We start from the raw sequence: 18,712 nt of genomic DNA, 5'->3' as shown, positions 1-18,712 counted from the left end.
TTCGTGACAATGAAAACTTCGTCATGACGAAGAATTAGGAGCTCATTATTCGACGGTTGAGCCAAAGTTATATAGTTGGTTTGCCAATATATAGTATTTTGGTTTTAGCTGATGCGTCACTAGCTTTTGGATAGAGAAAAACTTCGTCATGACGAATTTTCCTGGACGTTCGGTACTTCAGGTCATAGCACCATAATGAGATAATTGGTTCGCCAAAATACTGTTTTTTGGTTTCTGAAACGAACGCTGAAACCGCCTCGCTGATGCTGCTTGCATTATGGGCGCGGCCCCTAAAAGACGGGGCCTACACCGGGTAAGACTGGCGCATAGTCACCCCAAGAACGGCAACGCCGTACCGGGTGCGATTCCTAAACAGATCGACAGGCCGGACAGACGGTCCAGCGCTCACCATTTCTAATGGAGAGGTGACTATGGATCTGTTTAAGTTTCTGGGTCGTATGGGCAAGCAGCCGCTTCGTATTGCTGCCGCATTTTCATCGTTGATGTGTGCGCAGCAGTGCTTTGCACAAATTCCTGTAACCGTTACCAGCCAGGTAACCGAATCCCCGATGACTATCGCTGAGTTTGCTTCTAACTCCACCCGTTGGAGCCAGCAGGTCCAACAGATGGCTTCTCAGATTGACCAGATGAAGCAGCAGTACGGGGCGATCACTGGCTCGCGAGGGCTCGGAAGAGTGTTCGATGATCCTCAGCTCCGAGAGTATCTGCCTCAAGAATGGCAAGCGGTGTATGACTCAGTGAGACGTGGCGGTTATACAGGCCTAGATGGCCGTGCGGAGACGATCTATGCAGATAACAAGTGTTCGATGCATGCCAAAGTTTCGCTCAGGATGAACAACGTACTGCCTGCCAAGCGAAAGCCGTAAAACCATCACAGGACAAGGCTTTCGCATTGGGTGCCTATGATCAAGCCAAAGGTAGGCTGCGTCAGCTTGATCAGCTCATGGGGCAAATTGATAAAACCCAAGACCCCAAAGGCATCGCCGAGCTACAGGGGCGCATTGCTGCAGAGCAAGCAATGATTCAAAACGAGCAGACCAAGTTGCAGATGTTCCAAATGGTGGCTCAGGCAGAGGACAAGGTAGAGGAGCAGAGGCCGCGTGAATTGAATGCCCAGATTCTTGATAAGCGAGGATTCAAAACTCGCACCATGCTGAACCTGGGGGGAAATTGAAATGGTTTCGTACGCTCACATCCTCCCGATCATCGTTTGCTTCTTCATTCTCACGTCATTGCGTAGATTCTGGTTGTGTATCGGCCGGCTCGGCGCTCTGAAAGAGGTATCGCGGCGTGCCTCAGAACTGATTCAGAGTGATCTGCTCGCCGCCGCTACGGCAGTGATGCCATTCCTCTTGGTACTTGCTGATTGGCTCCAGATAGTCTGCAAACAGATCAGTCAAAATCAGCAGCTTGGGTCAAAATCGCATAAGCACTAACACGGGTTTCAGAGGTTAAAATAATCTATAAACTCTAGTTCTTTCGGGAAAACCAATGTCTTTGTTTCTCTTTGCTAGGTATACAAAAGCTCAAAGAAATAGTACTTATAAACGCAACCCAACGCACTAGGTAATTGCTATGGATAAAAGAAGATGACGCTTGAAAAAATGGTATGTAGCCATATCTGGATATGTTTGACTGGAGCAATCCGCATGCTATCAAAGCAGTTAGGATCACGAAAAATGACGTGGTGCTAAATCCATTGCCTGAAAAACGTTTTTTAATTGAGTAAAAATAAAGCCATATGCAAATAGAAAAAAACAGGTACCCAAATGCTGTCATGATTTTAAAGTGGTCTGTCATTTTTTCAATTCGTCGTGTATTGAATTTATGGTAAATCCATCAGATGTTGCTTCTAAGAAAAGGCCTTTTTTACTAGCTTCAGTATACCCGCGTACATAATCTGTGCGCACGTATTTAAATAATCGCCACGCATCTGGTTTCAATACAGTTCTTGCGAGACCAAAGGCGGAAAGCCCCAAGTCGGCTACCCCGTAGGCTATATTTCCTTCAGCTTCTCCAGCACCCATAAATTTTGCGGCACCTTGATAAGCCTCTCTGATCGGGCCCTCAGTATTTGTGCTCCCATCCCATAGGTTTCGTCCATTCTCATAGACATTGTTAGCGCCATGAGCCATCAAAAGGCCGCCCCCTAAAACACATAGTGTGCCAACGGATGCGTAGCAAATCCCAGCCCCTGCGACGAATTGAAACGCCCCAGCGACTAGGCCAACACTTTTTTGTGCGATTACCAGCGACTGACTAAGTAGGCTGCTTTGTTCGTTTTTTAGCTCCTGAAGCCCTTCCTCTGGGCTTTTTTTACCCTGCGAAACGTCATGAGTAATGCTGCTCGCGTAATAAGCAATTTCTCGGGTGAATTGCAAGCGCAGCGCGCCATCTTTGATATGCCTAATACCTAATGTATTGGCATGCGCTCCTAACTTTGCCGCTGCGGCACTGACCATCCAGTAATCACAGGCTCCCTGTGTGCAGCTTTCATCTGTTGGTTTCATTTGCCATTCCCTATAGCACCGGTAAAGGATTTTTCAGGTTATCCATTTTAGGTTCAAAATGAATCGCCTTTGCCTAATACGACATTCCGTTTTTTTCTATTGGCGTGTAATCCATTTACTTACGCATATGGCCTGTTGGAAGTCCTGTCCCAACCCCCAGAAACTATACCAGCACTACCACCATCAGCACGGCGCTGTTGCGAATATTCAAATTTGATGCGACCGTAATTCAGGTTTACTACTTCTACAGGGAAACCAGATTGGTCAGCTCCTTGACCACTTACTAATGAAATCAGCACTTCTTCAAGCACAATGTCCAAGTACTTGAATTTTTCAGTTCCTGCACGATGGATTCGAATGGTCACGTTTTTGATGTGCGAACCTCTACAGCAAAGTTCGAATAGCTTCGGGGTGGCTCTATCCAAATATTTGCTGATCTGGAAATCGCCAAGCGAAACCCCTCCAGCAGTGGCTCCACCACTTGAGCTGGCAGTCTGACTTATGGACTGCATGGCGTTGTAGTGGTAGGAAAGCAATTCGACCCAACCTTTGTGTCCATCGTCAAGTGATTCACCCTCAACACCGTCAACCTTCATAAATGCATCAAAAGACATAGAAACTTCCTGTTTCAAAAAACAATAATGATAAAAATAACAATATGTTAGTACGCTTGCAGAATCCTGCGCTTACCCAACGGGTAGCAATCACGATCCAACGGCTAATACCTATGCGAGTTCAGAGGCCTGCTCCGACTTGAGTATCGTCTGGTGCAGATGGTTGATGTGCTCGACCGCCTTGTGGCCTTGCGCTAGGTGGGGCACGATGATTTCGCTTGTCTTGGTAAAGCGATGGCCAACGCGCACTGTGTACGCTCTGAAGACCCAGCTGAAGAAACCTGTGTAATACATGGCGTCTTCAATATCGCGCCACTTCACGCCGCGAACCCCTTTGCTCCAGGGCAAAATGCCCCTGTACAACCAAACACCCACGTCGTCGGTGTAAACCCGAACGCTTTTAAGAAAGAGGATGTTGTAGATGCACACCGAAAGGGACACGACCAGAATAAATGCGCTGGCCGTCATACCCAGCCGAAAGGCTGCGTCCGATTGAGCGTTGTGGGCGGTCCACTGGCCGATGGCTACAGACACGACGATGAAGAAAATGATTGTCATCACTGTGTTGGCATAGGCCAGCCAGGACAATCGGAACACTGCGTGTGTTGATTCGACACTGGTGGGACTTTCGAATCCGTTCATATCTTTTAGCTCCTTGTGACATCTTGCTAATCAGGCCTCGCAGCTGCGGGCCTTACCTTGAGGGCGACTATCCTAGCGCGTTTCTGGTGGCGTAATGAAGCGGTACAAGCGGCTCTGCGCCGATAAAAGCTTCATTAGCGTGGCCGCTGATGCGATTTTGACCCATGCTGCCGGAAGCCATTGACCTACCCAAGTACTCAGCGAACGAAGCCTTTGCGCAGGATTTCAAATGTCGCTTACAGGTCAGTCAAAATCAGAAGCCTGTGTCAAATTCGCATCCTGGGCGGCTGGCGAACCATCACTTTTCCTAAATTGCACCCATGGAATGTCTCTGAAGCGGTTCCACCCAAAAACAAAAAAGCCGCGCAATGCGCGGCTTTCAAAGGTGGTGGGCCCACACGGACTCGAACCGTGGACCAAAGGATTATGAGTCCTCTGCTCTAACCAACTGAGCTATGGGCCCTCAGTAGGTCGCGGATTATAACGGCGGTTTCGCGGCTGTGCTATCCGAAAAGTCCGAAAGATTCATAAGAAGAAATCGCTCGCGGAATTCTTCGGCGTCGAGGGGCAGGCTGACGATGTAGCCCTGGATCTGTTCGCAGCCTTCGCTGGTCAGAAATTGTTGCTGTTCGCTGTTTTCCACGCCCTCAGCGATGACGGTCAGTTGCAGGCTGCGCCCCAAGGCGATGATGGCGCGGACGATGGCGGCGTCGTGTGTGTCTTCGGGCAGGCCGCGGACGAAGGACTGGTCGATCTTGAGGATGTCCAGTGGCAGGCGTTTGAGGTAGCTCAGTGAGGAGTAGCCGGTGCCGAAGTCGTCGATCGCCAGTTGCACGCCGAGTGTTTTCAATTGGTGCAGCACGGCCAGCGCTTCCTGGGTCTGGCTCATGATGAAGTTTTCGGTGATTTCCAGTTGCAGGCAGCCGGGTTCGAGGCCGTTGTCAGTGAGCAGTTGTTCGATGCGTTCGAGCAGGTTGGTCTGGCGCAGTTGCGCGCCTGCCAGGTTCACCGACAACGGGCCGAACGGCTGGCAGGCCTTGCGCCATACACCCATCTGGCGGCAGGCCTGCTCCAGCACCCAATCGCCGATCTGCAGGATCATGCCGTTTTCTTCCGCCAGGGGAATGAAGTGCTCGGGCGGCACATCGCCAAAGGTCGGGTGGTTCCAGCGGATCAGGGCTTCTGCGCCTGCCAGTGTGTGGGTCGTCAGGTTGATTTTGGGCTGGTAGGCCAACGTCAGTTGATTGCGCTCCAGGGCTCTTCTCAGTTCCTGCTCAAGGGGGATGCGCTCGCTGGCCTGGTCACTGAGGTCGCAGGTATAGCTTTCGACCCGGTTGCGGCCTTTTGCCTTGGAGCGGTACATCGCCGCGTCGGCATTTTTGACCAGCGTGGCTACGTCTGTGCCGTCGGTGGGGAACACGCAGCTGCCGATGCTGGGGCTGATGTAGAGCTCATGTTCGCCAGCCTCGAAGGGCGTGTTGAAGCAGGCCAGTAATTTATTGGCGATGGCTTGTGCGTCGCTGGCTTGCAGCAGGCCGGGCAGTAGAACGATGAACTCGTCGCCGCCCAGGCGTGCGACGGTGTCGATGTCGCGCAGGGTTTCCTTGAGCCGGTGTGCGATGCCTTTCAGCAGCAGGTCGCCGACCGGGTGGCCCAGGCTGTCATTGATGTGCTTGAAGCGATCCAGATCGAGGAACAGGACTGCGCCGAGGCTGCCGGATTCTTCGCTGTGCAGCAGAGCGGCCTGAAGCCGGTTCTCGAACAGTGTTCGGTTGGGCAGGCCAGTGAGCGGATCATGATGGGCCTGATAGTCGAGGCGCGCCTGTGCGTGTTTGAGGCTGGAGATGTCGGCGAACACGGCGACGAAGTGGGTCAGGAGGTTGTCCTTGTTGCGCACGGCACTGATGGTCAGCCAGCTCGGGTAAAGCTCGCCGTTCTTGCGGCGGTTGCTGATTTCACCCTGCCAATGGCCCTCGGCCGCCAATTGGTGCCACATCGCGGCGTAGAACGCGCTGTCGTGTTGGCCAGAGGCAAGCAGGCGAGGGGTCTTGCCGATGGCTTCACTTTCGCTGTAGCCAGTGATTTCTGTGAATGCACGGTTGACGGCGCTGATGGTCTGGTCGGTATTGGTGATGAGCACTCCTTCGGCAGTGCTCTCGAAAACGGTGGCCGCCAGATGGAGTTTCTCCTGCATTTGCCTGCTTTCGGTGATATCCCGGGTAGTCGTCAGCAGACAGTCTTCACCGGCAATGATGACGGGTTGAGATGACAGCTCGCACAGTCGAACATCGCCATTGCTGTTACGAATCCGGACCCGCAGATCCCTGACAAAACCATGTTGTTTCATTTGCTCGATGAGTCTTGAGCGTTCGCTGAGGTCAACCCAGATGCCCAGGTCGAATGTCGAGTGGTCAAGGCAGTACTTTTCGCTATACCCGGTCAAGCGGCAGAACCCTTCGTTGACCTCCAGCAGCATACCGTCCTGCTGTCGGGTAATCGCCATCCCGTCAGGCGACGCATGAAAGGCTTTGGCGAACTTCTCTTCGGAAAGCTGCAATTGTTGCCGGGCCTGTTTGAGCTGGGTGATGTCACGCACTATCACCAGCACGGCAGGTATCGGGCTATGCTCGAACGGTTGGGCGGACATGAGCCCTGAAAAGGTTTCGCCGTTTTTGCGCCGAAAGGGTATCTCCAGATTATGGATATCGCCGGTCTGCAATTGCAGCAAGACTTTTGGGCCGATGCCTGGCACTGCCCACAGATTCAGTTCTGTCGGTGTCTTGCCAATTACTTCATCAAGGGGGATGCCGGTTCGCTCTACGAACGCCTCGTTGGCATCCATGATGTGCCCGTCAGCAAGGCTGACGATAAGCATGGCATCCGGGCATTGAGCGAAGATCGAGGCGAATTTTCCTTCGGACAGGCATGACGCTTCCCGGTCACTTTTGTTGATTACTCCACGCATATGCGGCTTACGTCCGTGTCTGACTATCGCTGATGATGGTGTGGCGTAACCCTGTAACTTCAATGATCCAAGGCTTGATTTGAAGAGCGCTGTTGTCTGGTGTGATACATAGTTGTAGGTCAATTTGTCAGGCGCTGCAATTAGACTGACGTCTGACCTCTTCTTGTTTTGGTCAATTGACGACTGGGCCTGCAAAGTTTGAATTTTCTTCTGCCCGGAAACGCAAAACCCCCGGCATGCCGGGGGTCTTGTTGACTCGCTGGTGCGATTACTCGTCGAGGAACGAGCGCAGGTGCTCGCTTCTTGTCGGGTGACGCAGCTTGCGCAGTGCCTTGGCTTCGATCTGACGAATCCGCTCGCGGGTTACGTCGAACTGCTTACCAACCTCTTCAAGGGTGTGGTCGGTATTCATATCGATGCCGAAACGCATGCGCAGAACCTTGGCTTCACGGGCAGTAAGCCCCGACAGCACTTCGCGTGTCGCTTCTTTCAGGCTTTCGACAGTGGCGACATCGATTGGCGACTGCATGGTCGAGTCTTCGATGAAGTCACCCAGGTGCGAATCTTCGTCGTCACCGATCGGGGTTTCCATGGAGATCGGCTCTTTTGCGATCTTCAATACCTTGCGGATTTTATCCTCAGGCATTTCCATGCGTTCGCCCAGCTCTTCCGGGGTCGGTTCGCGACCCATTTCCTGCAACATCTGCCGGGAAATACGGTTGAGCTTGTTGATCGTCTCGATCATGTGCACCGGAATACGAATGGTGCGTGCCTGGTCGGCAATCGAGCGAGTGATCGCCTGACGGATCCACCAGGTGGCATAGGTCGAGAACTTGTAGCCACGACGGTATTCGAACTTGTCCACAGCCTTCATCAAGCCGATGTTGCCTTCCTGGATCAGATCGAGGAATTGCAGGCCACGGTTGGTGTACTTCTTGGCGATGGAGATCACCAGACGCAGGTTCGCTTCAACCATCTCTTTCTTCGCGCGGCGGGCCTTGGCCTCACCGATCGACATGCGACGGTTGATGTCCTTGATCTCGGCGATTTTCAGGCCGGTCTCTTCTTCCAGTGCGGACAGCTTCTGCTGGCAACGCTGGATGTCAGGCTGCAGGCGACCGATGGCTTCGGCATATTTGCTCTTGCCCTTGGCCAGTGCGTCAGTCCAGCTTTCGTCAACTTCGTTGCCCGGGAACTGGCGCAGGAAGTCGGCGCGCGGCATACGTGCATCACGTACACACAGCTGCATGATGGCGCGTTCCTGGGCACGAAGACGCTCAAGGGCACCGCGTACACGCTCCACCAGACCTTCAAACTGTTTTGGAACCAGCTTGATCGGCATGAACAGTTCGGCCAGTGCAACCATTTCGGCAATGGCGTGCTTGTCGTCGCGACCAAATTTCTTCAGGGCCTTGCGGGTGATTTCCATTTGATCGGAAACCGCACCGAAGCGCTGCTGGGCGATGACCGGATCAGGACCGCTCTCGACTTCGTCTTCTTCGTCGCTGGCGTCTGCCGACTCTTCCTCGTCGTCATCGGCACCTTCGGCCTTGACGGCCTTGGGGTCGACAGGCGGCGGGACTTCGGCAGGCGGCGCAATGCCGTCGTCCGGGTCGATATAGCCACTCAGAACATCGGAAAGGCGACCGCCTTCACTGGTGACGCGTGTGTATTCGGAGAGAATGTGGTCAACCGTGCCTGGGAAGTGCGCGATTGCGCCCATCACTTCACGGATGCCTTCTTCGATACGTTTGGCGATTTCGATTTCGCCTTCACGGGTCAGAAGTTCAACGGTGCCCATTTCCCGCATGTACATACGAACAGGATCGGTGGTACGACCGATGTCGGTTTCGACCGCTGCCAACGCTGCAGCCGCTTCTTCTGCGGCTGCCTCGTCGGTATCGGCGTCGGCCAGCATCAAGGCGTCCGCATCCGGAGCACTCTCGTGTACCGGGATCCCCATGTCGTTGATCATGCGGATGATGTCTTCCACCTGCTCGGGATCTGAAATATCCTCGGGCAAGTGGTCGTTGACCTCTGCGTAAGTCAGATACTTCTGCTCACGACCCAGGGTGATCAACTCTTTGATACGAGATTGCTGTTGCGCTTTTCCGGACATAACACCCTATCCACTGAAGGTCTTGGCGGGCAAAAAACAAGCCGAGGATTATACCCGAGCTATGACCTCACGCGCCAGTTGAGGTCGGGGTTTGTGCGGGAACATTGCGATTTAGCAGTTCCCTAAGCTGAATTTTCTCTTCTGCGCTCAGCTCGGTCTGCCGAGCCTTGCTGATCAGATGTTCCAGACTGCGCTCGCGTTGGCGAGCGGATAAGCTAGTTATAGTGTCGAAAAACTGTTGTTCAAGGTTGTCGGCCTCAATCAGCCATTCCTTTTCTGCCAGTGCGCGCAGCAAACGGCCCTGCTCAGTCCCGTGCCATCGCGCTATCAACTGTAACGACCGAAGGTTCGGATTCTTTTGCCTGGCCTCGATAAGAGCGACCAGCAGTTGTGCGTTGGATTGGTCTTCTGCAGCGAAATGGCTGGCATTTTCGACCTTTTCCGCCAATTCGGGGTGATGCAGCAAGGTTCTCAGTGCGGCCTGCATGGGCGGCTCGACGGCGGTGGGGACGCGCGGCGTGCGAGGTTCGAAGTCCTGGCGCTTGCCTTTTTTGCCCCAGGATTTGTTGTCCCATTTTTTTTGATTCGGACCGCCGGTTTTCTTCTGCGTCCATTCCTGTTGAGGCTCGTAACCGCCTTGTGGCTGGTAATCGGCAAAATCAGGCATGGCGTCGTAGTCGACATACGGGTCGTAACTCGGTGGCGCCTCTGCCGGCGCGCTCTGCACCAGCTGGCTGACGGCCTCGCCGGTCAGCCCGGTAATTTCGGTCAGGCGCTGACGCATCAGAATACGCAGGTTCGCGCCGGGCACCTTGTCGATCAATGGCGCCGCGAGGGTGGCCATGTGCGCCTTGCCCTCCAGCGAGCGCGGGTCGGACTCTTTGGTCAGTTGCTCGAAAAAATAATCGGCCAGCGGCTGCGCGTGCTGATTGATACGTGCCTTGAACGCATCGGTGCCCTCGGAGCGCACCAGCGTGTCCGGGTCTTCGCCCTCGGGAAGAAACAGAAAGCGCGCCCGGCGTCCGTCCTGCAGGTTCGACAGGGTCGCTTCCAGTGCCCGCCACGCGGCGTTACGCCCGGCCTGATCGCCGTCGAAGCAGAACAGCACGTTAGGCACGACCCTGAACAGGCGCTTCAAGTGCTCTTCGCTGGTCGCAGTACCCAGCGTCGCCACGGCATTGCGCAAGCCTTGCTGGGCCAGGGCGATGACGTCCATGTAGCCTTCGACGACGATGATTTCATCGAGGTTGCGATTGAATTTGCGCGCCTCGAACAGCCCGTACAGCTCCTGACCCTTGTGGAAAACCGGTGTTTCCGGGGAGTTCAGGTACTTGGGTTTGTCATCACCCAGTACGCGGCCGCCAAAGGCAATGACGCGCCCGCGTGAATCGCGAATCGGAAACATCACCCGGTCGCGGAAGCGGTCGTAGCGTTTGCCGGTTTCGGCGTTCTCGATCAGCAGGCCGGCATCGATCATCACCTTTTGCTGCAATGAGTCGCTGCTCAGGTGCTTGTACAGGTTGTCCCAGCCGGGAGGGGCGAAGCCCAGGCCAAAGTCCCTGGCGATTTCGCCGGACAGCCCGCGGCCCTTGAGGTAATCCACCGCAGCCTTGCGTGACGGGTGGCTTTTCAGGGCCTGACGGTAGAACTCGGCTGCGGCGGTCAGCAGCGGGTAGAGCGGGGAATCGGTCGGTTGCCGGGGCTTCTGGCCTTTTACGCTCTGTTCGCGGGGCACTTCCATGCCGGCGGCCTTGGCCAGGTCCTCGACGGCCTGGGGGAAGTCCAGGTTGTCGTGGTCCATGATGAAGCCGAGCGCGTTGCCACCTGCGCCGCAACCGAAACAGTAATAGAACTGCTTGTCCGGGCTGACGCTGAAAGACGGTGTTTTCTCTTTGTGGAACGGACAGCACGCGGTGTAATTCTTCCCGGCTTTCTTGAGCTGCACGCGCGAGCTGACAACATCGACTATATCGGTGCGGTTCAGAAGGTCGTCGATAAAGCTCTGGGGAATCAGCCCGGCCATGGCGTTCTCATCATTCAAGCGTGGTGCAAAAGTATCGGATGACTCTACGAGCGTTCCGTCAGCCTGTCAGCCGTCTTTTTGAAGACGTTGGCAATAAACGGGCACGTCTTTGCATCCGAAGGACGGTGTTGGCCTGAAAGGGATAAAGCTTGATCCCGCGAGTGGATCAGAAAGGCCGCAAGCTTCGTTGTCCACGAGAAGTGGTCAGAGCCTGAAGGCACGGAAGACGCTGCCTTGGCTGAGCTTCTTGCGAAGTCATCAAGGCATACTCGTCTGTTCATCGGTCGATGTGCTGCCCGAGTGGGCATGACCGATGTAGCCTGTGAACAGGCTGGACGTGCTTGACTGACATATCCGAGTCGCATCGGCGGCCTGGACAGGATCAATCAATAAAGCGAACGCAAAACAGCGAAGCTGTAACTGCCGACAGCCCGGCTGGTTGGCCGGGCAAGGCAGAAGCTTGCGACGAAGGTCTGTAAATTAATACAGACGAACGGCGCGGCGCTGTTCGCGCTGGACTTTCTTGGCGTGGCGTTTGACAGCAGCTGCTGCCTTGCGCTTACGCTCCGAAGTCGGCTTCTCGTAAAATTCGCGGCTACGAACTTCAGCCAGAACACCGGCTTTTTCGCAGGAGCGCTTGAAACGACGCAGAGCTACGTCGAAGGGTTCGTTCTCTTTAACTTTGACGGCTGGCATCCAGAGCTACCTTCATTCATTACCGGGGTCAACGCTCAGTGCAAACACTGCACAAAAGTACGTCGGTTTTTAAGGGTTGCGGATGTTAACCCCTCATTGAGAGGAATGCAAAGCCTCTGATCGAAAACCGCTGGTCGGCACCTCGGTCGGCGACTATTATGCGCGCCTTCAAATCTGCCCCCTACAAGGCGCAACCCCATGCTAGTACTGGGATTAGAAACCTCCTGCGACGAAACCGGCGTCGCATTGTACGACAGCGAACGCGGTTTGCTTGCGGACGCATTATTCAGCCAGATCGACCTGCATCGTGCCTATGGCGGTGTGGTGCCGGAGCTGGCTTCACGCGATCACGTCAAGCGCATGCTGCCCCTTATTCGCCAGACACTGGCCGAGGCGGACTGCGTGGCCACGGATATCGACGCCATTGCCTACACGGCCGGCCCTGGATTGGTCGGCGCCTTGCTGGTCGGCGCTTCGTGCGCTCAGGCGCTGGCATTCGCCTGGGATATCCCGGCGCTGGGCGTGCATCACATGGAAGGTCATCTGCTGGCGCCTATGCTGGAAGAAAACCCGCCACAGTTCCCGTTCGTCGCCTTGCTGGTGTCCGGCGGTCATACGCAGCTGGTGCGCGTCGACGGCATCGGTCAGTACGAGCTGCTGGGCGAGACCCTGGATGATGCCGCAGGCGAGGCCTTCGACAAGACCGCGAAGATGATGGGCATGCAGTACCCCGGCGGCCCGGAGATTTCAAAGGCGGCCATGCAGGGCGTGGCGGGGCGCTTTGTCTTCCCTCGGCCGATGACTGATCGGCCCGGGCTGGAATTCAGCTTCAGCGGCCTGAAAACCTCAGCGCTCAACACCTGGCAGCAATGCCGGAACGCTGGAGACGACAGTGAGCAAACCCGCTGCGACATCGCTCTGGCCTTCCAGCAGGCGGTAGTGGAGACTTTGACCATCAAGTGCAAGCGCGCGCTCAAGCAGACCGGCCTCAAGAGCCTGGTGATTGCCGGTGGCGTGAGCGCCAACAAGGCACTGCGCGCCTCGCTGGAAAGCATGCTTGGCGACTTGCGCGGGCATGTCTATTACGCACGGCCCGAGTTTTGTACCGATAACGGCGCCATGATTGCGTTTGCCGGTTGTCAGCGTTTGCAGGCCGGACAGAAGGAAGATTTGAGCATCAGCGTGCAGGCGCGCTGGCCCATGGAGCAGTTGTCGGGGCTGTGACGGCAGGCGAGGCGGGTTGCGCCTCAGAAATGTCGTTCGCGCCCGGCGAGCAGGTCGCGTAGATTGCCGCGATGGCGCCAGACGATGAGCAGGGTCAACACGCTCATCGGCAGCAACGCATGAGGCTCCTGCCACGCCAGTAATGGCAGGGTCAGGGGTGTGGCGATCAGGGCTGCGAGCGAGCTGGTGCGGGTCAGGTACAGCGTCAGCAGCCAGGCGACTATCGCCAGGGCGGCGGCAGGCGGATACAGGCCCAGCAGCACACCCGCGGCGGTCGCTACGCCTTTGCCGCCGCGAAAGCGGAAGTACAACGGGAACAGATGACCCAGCACTGCACACACGCCGATCCAGCCCTGCTGTGCGGTGTCCATGTTCCAGGCGCTGGCGATCAGGATCGGCACCAGGCCTTTGCAGAGGTCGCCGAACAGGGTCAGGATGGCGAGTTTTTTTCCGGCCAGACGCAGCATGTTGGTCGCGCCAGCATTGCCGGAGCCACTGGCGCGCGGGTCCGGCCTGCCGCTCAGGCGGCTGAGCAGAATGGCGAAGGACAGCGAGCCAAGCAGGTAGGCGAAGGTGGCCAGTAACCAAAACATGCGAACCATTCCGGGCGAGGATGCCCTGATTCTAACGGCGCATCGCGCCCTTGTCGTGCAGTGGAGAGTAGTGCTTGGACAGAGTTTTCATCGAGGGCCTTGAGGTCGATACGGTCATTGGCGCCTATGACTGGGAGCGCGGCATTCGTCAGTGCCTGCGTCTTGACCTCAGCTTCGCCTGGGACAATCGCCCCGCAGCTGCTGGGGATGATCTGAGCAAGGCTCTCGACTACGCCAGTGTTTCGACACGTATTCAGGCATTCGCCGAGCAGGCACAGTTCCAGCTGGTGGAGACCTTCGCCGAGCGACTGGCTGAAGTGCTGATGGGTGAATTCAATATTCCCTGGCTGCGCCTGAAACTGACCAAGCCCGGTGCTGTAGCGGCCGCTGCCGGTGTGGGCGTGGAGATCGAGCGCGGATGTCGCTGACGCGGATTTTCCTCGGCCTGGGGAGCAACATCGAGCGCGAGCGCCACTTGGTAGCGGGGCTTGATGCGCTGGATGGCTTCCTGACCGACCTGAGCTGTTCGCCGGTTTTTGAAAGCCATGCCGTGGGTATCAAGAGCGGGCCGTTCTTCAACCTCGTGGTGTCGGCGCTGACCGATCTGCCCTTGATGGAACTGGATCGGCGCCTGAAATTCATCGAAGCGGACAATGGCCGCTACGCCCCGGATCGCAAAGGGTTGCCGCTGGATATCGATGTGCTGCTGTATGGCGAGCAGGTCGGTAATTTCGACGGGTTGATTCTGCCGAGGGCGGAAATCTTAAAGAATGCCTTCGTGCTGCGCCCATTGGCGTTGATCGCCCCTGAACGTCTGCATCCTGGTGTAGGGATTGCCTTCAGCAAACTTTGGGCTGATGCGCAGATTGATCAGCAGCTTTGGCCGGTGGCGTTCGAGTGGCGCGGGCTGGCACTGACGCCTGAGGATTTGCTGCGTAGCTGAGCGTGTCCGCGCCTTCCCGCTCTAACGCTTCTCGTGCCAAGGCTGAAGATCGGACGCAGAGCGTCCAGGGCTGCGCTACCACGCGGAGCGTGGGAGCGATAACCGTGCACAAGAGGCTGTCAGGCGATGTGCTCAGCCTTGTAGGTTTTCAGCGCCTTCAAACGCTCGTTTTTCAGCGCATCACCCAGTTCCTTGCCCTTCAGACCCTGTTCCAGCAGCGGCTGTACTGATACCGCGCGTGCGGCCTCGGCTGCGCCGCGCAGGTAACCGGCCTGTGGATAACTGCGTTGTTCAAAGCCGTGACGTCCTCTCGCGTCCATCTCGCACGCCGCAATGAACTCTTCAAAACGCTGCGGGCGGCGGTAGACGTCGAAGCTTTGCAGCAGCTCCAGCAGGGTCGAGGGTTTCAGCTCCAGCGCTCGGTGGCCGTGCGTGTGGTACTGGCCGACCAGCAGCGCCAGTTCCTGGCAGTCCCTGGGTACACGAAAACGCTCGTTCACCACTTTTATCAGGCGCAGGCCGGTGTGCTCATGGGCGATGTGCCTTGGCCATTCGGCTTCCGGCGTCAGCCCTTTGCCGAGGTCGTGCAGCAGGCAGGCCCAGCGCACCGTTAGCGGGTGTTTGTGGCGTGCGGACTGTTCGAGGACGCTGAGCACGTGTACACCGGTGTCTATTTCCGGGTGATGCGCCGCCGGCTGCGGTACGCCAAACAACGCTTCGACCTCCGGCATCAGCTCCTTGAGCGCGCCGCAATCGTGCAGCACCTGAATGAACACCTGAGGCTGTTCCTCCATGAGTGCGCGAGAGATCTCTTTCCAGCTTCGCTCGGCAGTCAGCGCCTTGAGTTCGCCCGATTCACTGAGCTGTCGCATCAGCCCAAGGGTCTCGGGGGCAATGGTAAAACCGTAACCGGCGTAACGTGCGGCGAATCGGGCCACGCGCAAGACCCTGAGCGGATCTTCGGCGAATGCGGGGGAAACGTGACGCAATATCCGCGCTTCCAGGTCCTTCTGGCCGTTGTAGGGATCGGTTAAATTACCGTCCTTGTCTTCCGCCATGGCGTTGATCGTCAGGTCACGCCGAATCAAATCCTGCTCAAGCGTCACCTCGGGGCTGGCGTGGAAAACAAAGCCTCCGTAGCCCACGCCGCTCTTGCGCTCGGTGCGCGCCAGCGCGTATTCCTCATTGGTCAGCGGATGCAGAAACACCGGGAAATCTGTACCGACCGGACGATAGCCCTTGATCAGCATGTCCTCGGTGCTTGCGCCGACCACGACCCAGTCGATGTCCGTGACAGGTTGACCCAGAAGACGGTCGCGTACAGCACCGCCCACTTTATAAATCTGCATAAAAAACCTCCGTAAGCGCGACAGGATAAACCTTGTGCCGTGCTTGCGGAGGCTAAAGCTGAATGAATAGGCGTTTTAAGCGCTATTGCCCTGGCGCTTAAAGGTGGACGACCGCCATATCAAGCCGGGGATATTCACTGTCGGCATGCTCGCCTTTTGGGGGGACGTGATGGGTCTTGACCACTTGATCGCCCTGCAAGGTTTCCAGGTGGATGTCAAAGCCCCACAGCCGGTGCAGGTGTTTGAGCACCTCGTCTGTCGATTCTCCGAGCGGTTTGCGATTGTGCTGTTGGTGGCGCAGGGTCAGCGAACGGTCGCCTCGGCGGTCGATGCTGTAGATCTGCACATTGGGCTCCCGATTGCCCAGGTTGTACTGCGCAGCAAGTATTTCGCGGATGGTCCGATAACCGTTTTCATCATGAATGGCGGGCACCAGCAAGTCATCCTGCTGGTCGTCGTCCATGATGCTGAACAGTTTCAGGTCGCGAATCACCTTGGGCGACAGGTACTGGAGAATGAAGCTCTCGTCCTTGAAGCTGGTCATCGCAAACTTGATCGCCGTCAGCCAGTCAGTGCCGGCGATTTCCGGAAACCACTGCCGGTCTTCATCGGTAGGGTTTTCGCACATCCGGCGGATGTCCTGATACATGGCAAAGCCCAGCGCGTAGGGATTGATGCCGCTGTAGTAGGGGCTGTCAAAACCGGGCTGGAAAATCACGCTGGTGTGCGACTGCAGGAACTCCATCATGAAGCCGTCAGTGACCAGCCCTTCGTCGTACAGGTCATTCATCAGCGTGTAATGCCAGAACGTCGCCCAGCCTTCGTTCATCACCTGGGTCTGGCGCTGTGGATAGAAGTACTGCGCGATCTTGCGCACGATGCGCACCACTTCACGCTGCCAGGGCTCCAGCAGCGGGGCGTGTTTCTCGATGAAATAGAGAATGTTTTCCTGCGGCTCGGCCGGGAAGCGTGCATTGTCTTCCTTGCTGCTTTTGTCGGCATTTTTCGGGATCGTGCGCCAAAGATCATTGATCTGCCGCTGAAGGTGCTCCTCACGGTCCTTCTGCCGACGGCGCTCCTCTTCGGCGGAAATCGGGTACGGGCGCTTGTAGCGATCCACACCGTAGTTCATCAACGCATGGCAGGAGTCGAGCAAGTCCTCCACGGCATCGATGCCATGGCGCTCCTCGCACTGCATGATGTACTGCTTGGCGAACACCAGGTAATCGATGATCGAGCTGGCGTCGGTCCAGGTCCGAAACAGGTAGTTGCCCTTGAAGAAACTGTTGTGGCCATAGCACGCATGGGCCACGACCAGCGCCTGCATGCAGATGGTGTTTTCTTCCATCAGGTAGGCAATACACGGGTCCGAGTTGATGACGATCTCGTAGGCCAGGCCCATCTGGCCGCGAGAATAGGACTTTTCAGTGCTGAGGAAGTGTTTGCCGTAGGACCAATGGTGATAGCCCAGCGGCATGCCCACCGAAGCATAGGCGTCCATCATCTGCTCGGCCGTGATCACTTCGATCTGGTTGGGGTAAGTATCCAGCGCATACCGCTCGGCAATCCTGCCGATTTCGCGGTCGTAGGCGCGGATCAGTTCGAATGTCCACTCTGACCCCGTGGAAAGGGGTTGGCGCTTCTGCTCTCTGGCGGTCATGACACTAACCTTCGCTGAAAGAGTTCGCGGAATACCGGATAGATATCACCGGCAGAGACCAGCTGTTGCTGGGCAAACGTGTCGGCAAAATCTTCACCGATGCGTTCGTATTCATACCACAAGGCCTGGTGCTCGCGCGGCGTGATTTCCACGTACGTGTAGTACTGCACGAAAGGCATGATCTGTTTGGTGAGAATTTCCCGGCAGATGGGCGAATCGTCGTTCCAGTTGTCGCCATCCGACGCCTGTGCCGCGTAGATATTCCAGTCACTGCTCGGGTAGCGTGCGGCCATGATTTCCTGCATCAGTTTCAAGGCGCTGGAAACGATGGTGCCGCCGGTTTCCCGGGAATAGAAAAACTCTTCCTCGTCCACTTCGCGGGCGCTGGTGTGGTGACGAATGAAGACCACGTCGATCTTGTCGTAGTTACGTTTGAGGAACAGGTACAGCAGAATGAAAAAGCGCTTGGCGATGTCCTTGGTCGCTTGGGTCATGGAGCCAGAGACGTCCATCAGGCAAAACATGACCGCTTTGGAGCTGGGGTTGGGTTGCTTGACCAGCAGGTTGTACTTGAGGTCGAAGGTGTCGAGGTAGGGCACACGACGGATGCGTGCTTTCAGTCGGTCGATCTCTACTTCCAGTTCCTGAATATCACCGAAGTTATCCGGCTCTTCACGCTTCATGCGCTCAAGCTCGGTAGTGGCCTCCCTGAGTTTCGCGCGACTGCTGCCGGACAGCGCAATGCGCCGTGCATGCGCCGAGCGCAGGGTACGGATGATGTTGATCCGCGACGGGTTGCCTTCGTTACTGATCCCGGCACGCACGGTCTTGAAGGTGTCGGTGCCGGTCAGGTTGCGCTTGACCAGGTTCGGCAGCTCAAGGTCTTCGAACATGAACTCGAGAAACTCTTCCTGAGTGATCTGAAACGAAAACTCATCCATTCCTTCGCCGGAATTGCCCGCCTTGCCGGGGCCCTTGCCGCCACCGCCGCCTTGAGGGCGGGCGATGTGCTCACCTGTGGTGAACTCCTTATTGCCAGGATGAACAACGGTCTGCTTGCCGCCGCGACCGTGGTGCAGGACCGGTTCGTCGATGTCACGCCCGGGAATGCTGATCTGCTCGCCGTGTTCCATATCAGTGATGGAGCGACGGCTGACTGCTTCCTCCACTGCTTTCTTGATGTGGTCACGGTAACGCCGCAGAAACCGCTGCCGGTTTACCGTGCTCTTGTTCTTGCCGTTGAGACGTCGGTCGATCACATAGCTCATAGGCTCCTCCGGGGAGCTTCAAGTTGTAAGCATCAAGCTGCAGGCGAGCATGCGATCAATCCCGAGCCCGGGTCTCGATCGCTTT

The 18,712-nt window shown here is 56.4% G+C and carries 14 protein-coding genes, 1 tRNA gene and 1 pseudogene; 4 read left to right on the top strand and 12 right to left on the bottom strand.

All coding sequences use genetic code 11. The annotated features are described in order from the left end of the window. The first annotated feature begins 431 nt into the window (after nucleotides 1–431). Nucleotides 432–1,195 (top strand): annotated as a pseudogene (gene virB5, locus PI739_RS25010) (P-type DNA transfer protein VirB5). A gap of 622 nt (nucleotides 1,196–1,817) precedes the next feature. Here virB5 and PI739_RS22090 read toward each other — a convergent pair. From PI739_RS22090 to rpsU, 8 genes are all read right to left on the bottom strand, one after another. Further along, a complete protein-coding gene (locus PI739_RS22090) occupies nucleotides 1,818–2,531 on the bottom strand; it encodes a DUF4225 domain-containing protein (protein WP_054081695.1) in 714 nt (237 codons plus the stop codon). 119 nt (nucleotides 2,532–2,650) lie between these two features. Then, complete coding sequence (locus tag PI739_RS22085; RefSeq protein ID WP_054081694.1) at nucleotides 2,651–3,145, bottom strand: Hcp family type VI secretion system effector; 495 nt, start codon at nucleotides 3,143–3,145, stop codon at nucleotides 2,651–2,653. Nucleotides 3,146–3,256: 111 nt separating this feature from the next. Further along, a complete protein-coding gene (locus PI739_RS22080) occupies nucleotides 3,257–3,787 on the bottom strand; it encodes a hypothetical protein (RefSeq protein ID WP_054081693.1) in 531 nt (176 codons plus the stop codon). 386 nt (nucleotides 3,788–4,173) lie between these two features. After that, a tRNA-Ile gene (locus PI739_RS22075) sits at nucleotides 4,174–4,250 on the bottom strand. Nucleotides 4,251–4,265: 15 nt separating this feature from the next. Continuing rightward, nucleotides 4,266–6,752, bottom strand: coding sequence for a sensor domain-containing protein (locus tag PI739_RS22070; protein WP_271352185.1), 2,487 nt, complete (start codon nucleotides 6,750–6,752; stop codon nucleotides 4,266–4,268). A 268-nt stretch (nucleotides 6,753–7,020) separates the two neighbouring features. Next, complete coding sequence (rpoD, locus tag PI739_RS22065; RefSeq protein ID WP_003411788.1) at nucleotides 7,021–8,871, bottom strand: RNA polymerase sigma factor RpoD; 1,851 nt, start codon at nucleotides 8,869–8,871, stop codon at nucleotides 7,021–7,023. A gap of 67 nt (nucleotides 8,872–8,938) precedes the next feature. Further along, complete coding sequence (gene dnaG / locus PI739_RS22060) at nucleotides 8,939–10,894, bottom strand: DNA primase (protein WP_003411786.1); 1,956 nt, start codon at nucleotides 10,892–10,894, stop codon at nucleotides 8,939–8,941. Between the two features lie 480 nt (nucleotides 10,895–11,374). After that, the gene (gene rpsU, locus PI739_RS22055) at nucleotides 11,375–11,590 is read right to left on the bottom strand and encodes a 30S ribosomal protein S21 (protein WP_002551877.1); all 216 of its coding nucleotides are present in this window, start codon (nucleotides 11,588–11,590) and stop codon (nucleotides 11,375–11,377) included. 198 nt (nucleotides 11,591–11,788) lie between these two features. On the opposite strand from rpsU, the gene tsaD reads away from it, so the two are divergent. Next, a complete protein-coding gene (gene tsaD / locus PI739_RS22050; protein WP_003372796.1) occupies nucleotides 11,789–12,814 on the top strand; it encodes a tRNA (adenosine(37)-N6)-threonylcarbamoyltransferase complex transferase subunit TsaD in 1,026 nt (341 codons plus the stop codon). Between the two features lie 23 nt (nucleotides 12,815–12,837). Here the strand turns inward: tsaD and plsY are convergent, their stop codons facing one another. Then, nucleotides 12,838–13,407 carry a glycerol-3-phosphate 1-O-acyltransferase PlsY gene (plsY, locus tag PI739_RS22045; protein WP_024663250.1) on the bottom strand — a complete coding sequence of 190 codons (570 nt, stop codon included), beginning with the start codon at nucleotides 13,405–13,407 and terminating at the stop codon, nucleotides 12,838–12,840. A 74-nt stretch (nucleotides 13,408–13,481) separates the two neighbouring features. Here plsY and folB point away from each other — a divergent pair, with 74 nt between their 5' ends. Continuing rightward, entirely contained in the window at nucleotides 13,482–13,835 is a 354-nt protein-coding gene (folB, locus tag PI739_RS22040) for a dihydroneopterin aldolase (RefSeq protein ID WP_003316242.1), read from the top strand. Then, nucleotides 13,826–14,350: a 2-amino-4-hydroxy-6-hydroxymethyldihydropteridine diphosphokinase gene (gene folK / locus PI739_RS22035; RefSeq protein WP_003351503.1), complete on the top strand. Its 525-nt coding sequence runs from the start codon at nucleotides 13,826–13,828 to the stop codon at nucleotides 14,348–14,350. The genes folB and folK overlap by 10 nt, the downstream gene beginning before the upstream one ends. A gap of 119 nt (nucleotides 14,351–14,469) precedes the next feature. Here folK and PI739_RS22030 read toward each other — a convergent pair whose 3' ends face one another. From PI739_RS22030 to PI739_RS22020, 3 genes are all read right to left on the bottom strand, one after another. Then, the gene (locus PI739_RS22030; protein WP_003433258.1) at nucleotides 14,470–15,699 is read right to left on the bottom strand and encodes a multifunctional CCA addition/repair protein; all 1,230 of its coding nucleotides are present in this window, start codon (nucleotides 15,697–15,699) and stop codon (nucleotides 14,470–14,472) included. Between the two features lie 97 nt (nucleotides 15,700–15,796). Continuing rightward, nucleotides 15,797–17,359 (bottom strand): SpoVR family protein, encoded by a 1,563-nt coding sequence (locus PI739_RS22025; protein ID WP_003433256.1) that lies wholly within the window; start codon nucleotides 17,357–17,359, stop codon nucleotides 15,797–15,799. Further along, entirely contained in the window at nucleotides 17,356–18,627 is a 1,272-nt protein-coding gene (locus PI739_RS22020; RefSeq protein ID WP_003433255.1) for a YeaH/YhbH family protein, read from the bottom strand. The genes PI739_RS22025 and PI739_RS22020 overlap by 4 nt, the downstream gene beginning before the upstream one ends. Between the last annotated feature and the right edge of the window lie 85 nt (nucleotides 18,628–18,712).

The organism is Pseudomonas cerasi (assembly GCF_027983475.1).
GTDB lineage: Bacteria > Pseudomonadota > Gammaproteobacteria > Pseudomonadales > Pseudomonadaceae > Aquipseudomonas > Aquipseudomonas cerasi.
Note: the sequence above shows the minus strand (reverse complement) of the source record. Positions and strands in the feature narration are given on the sequence as shown.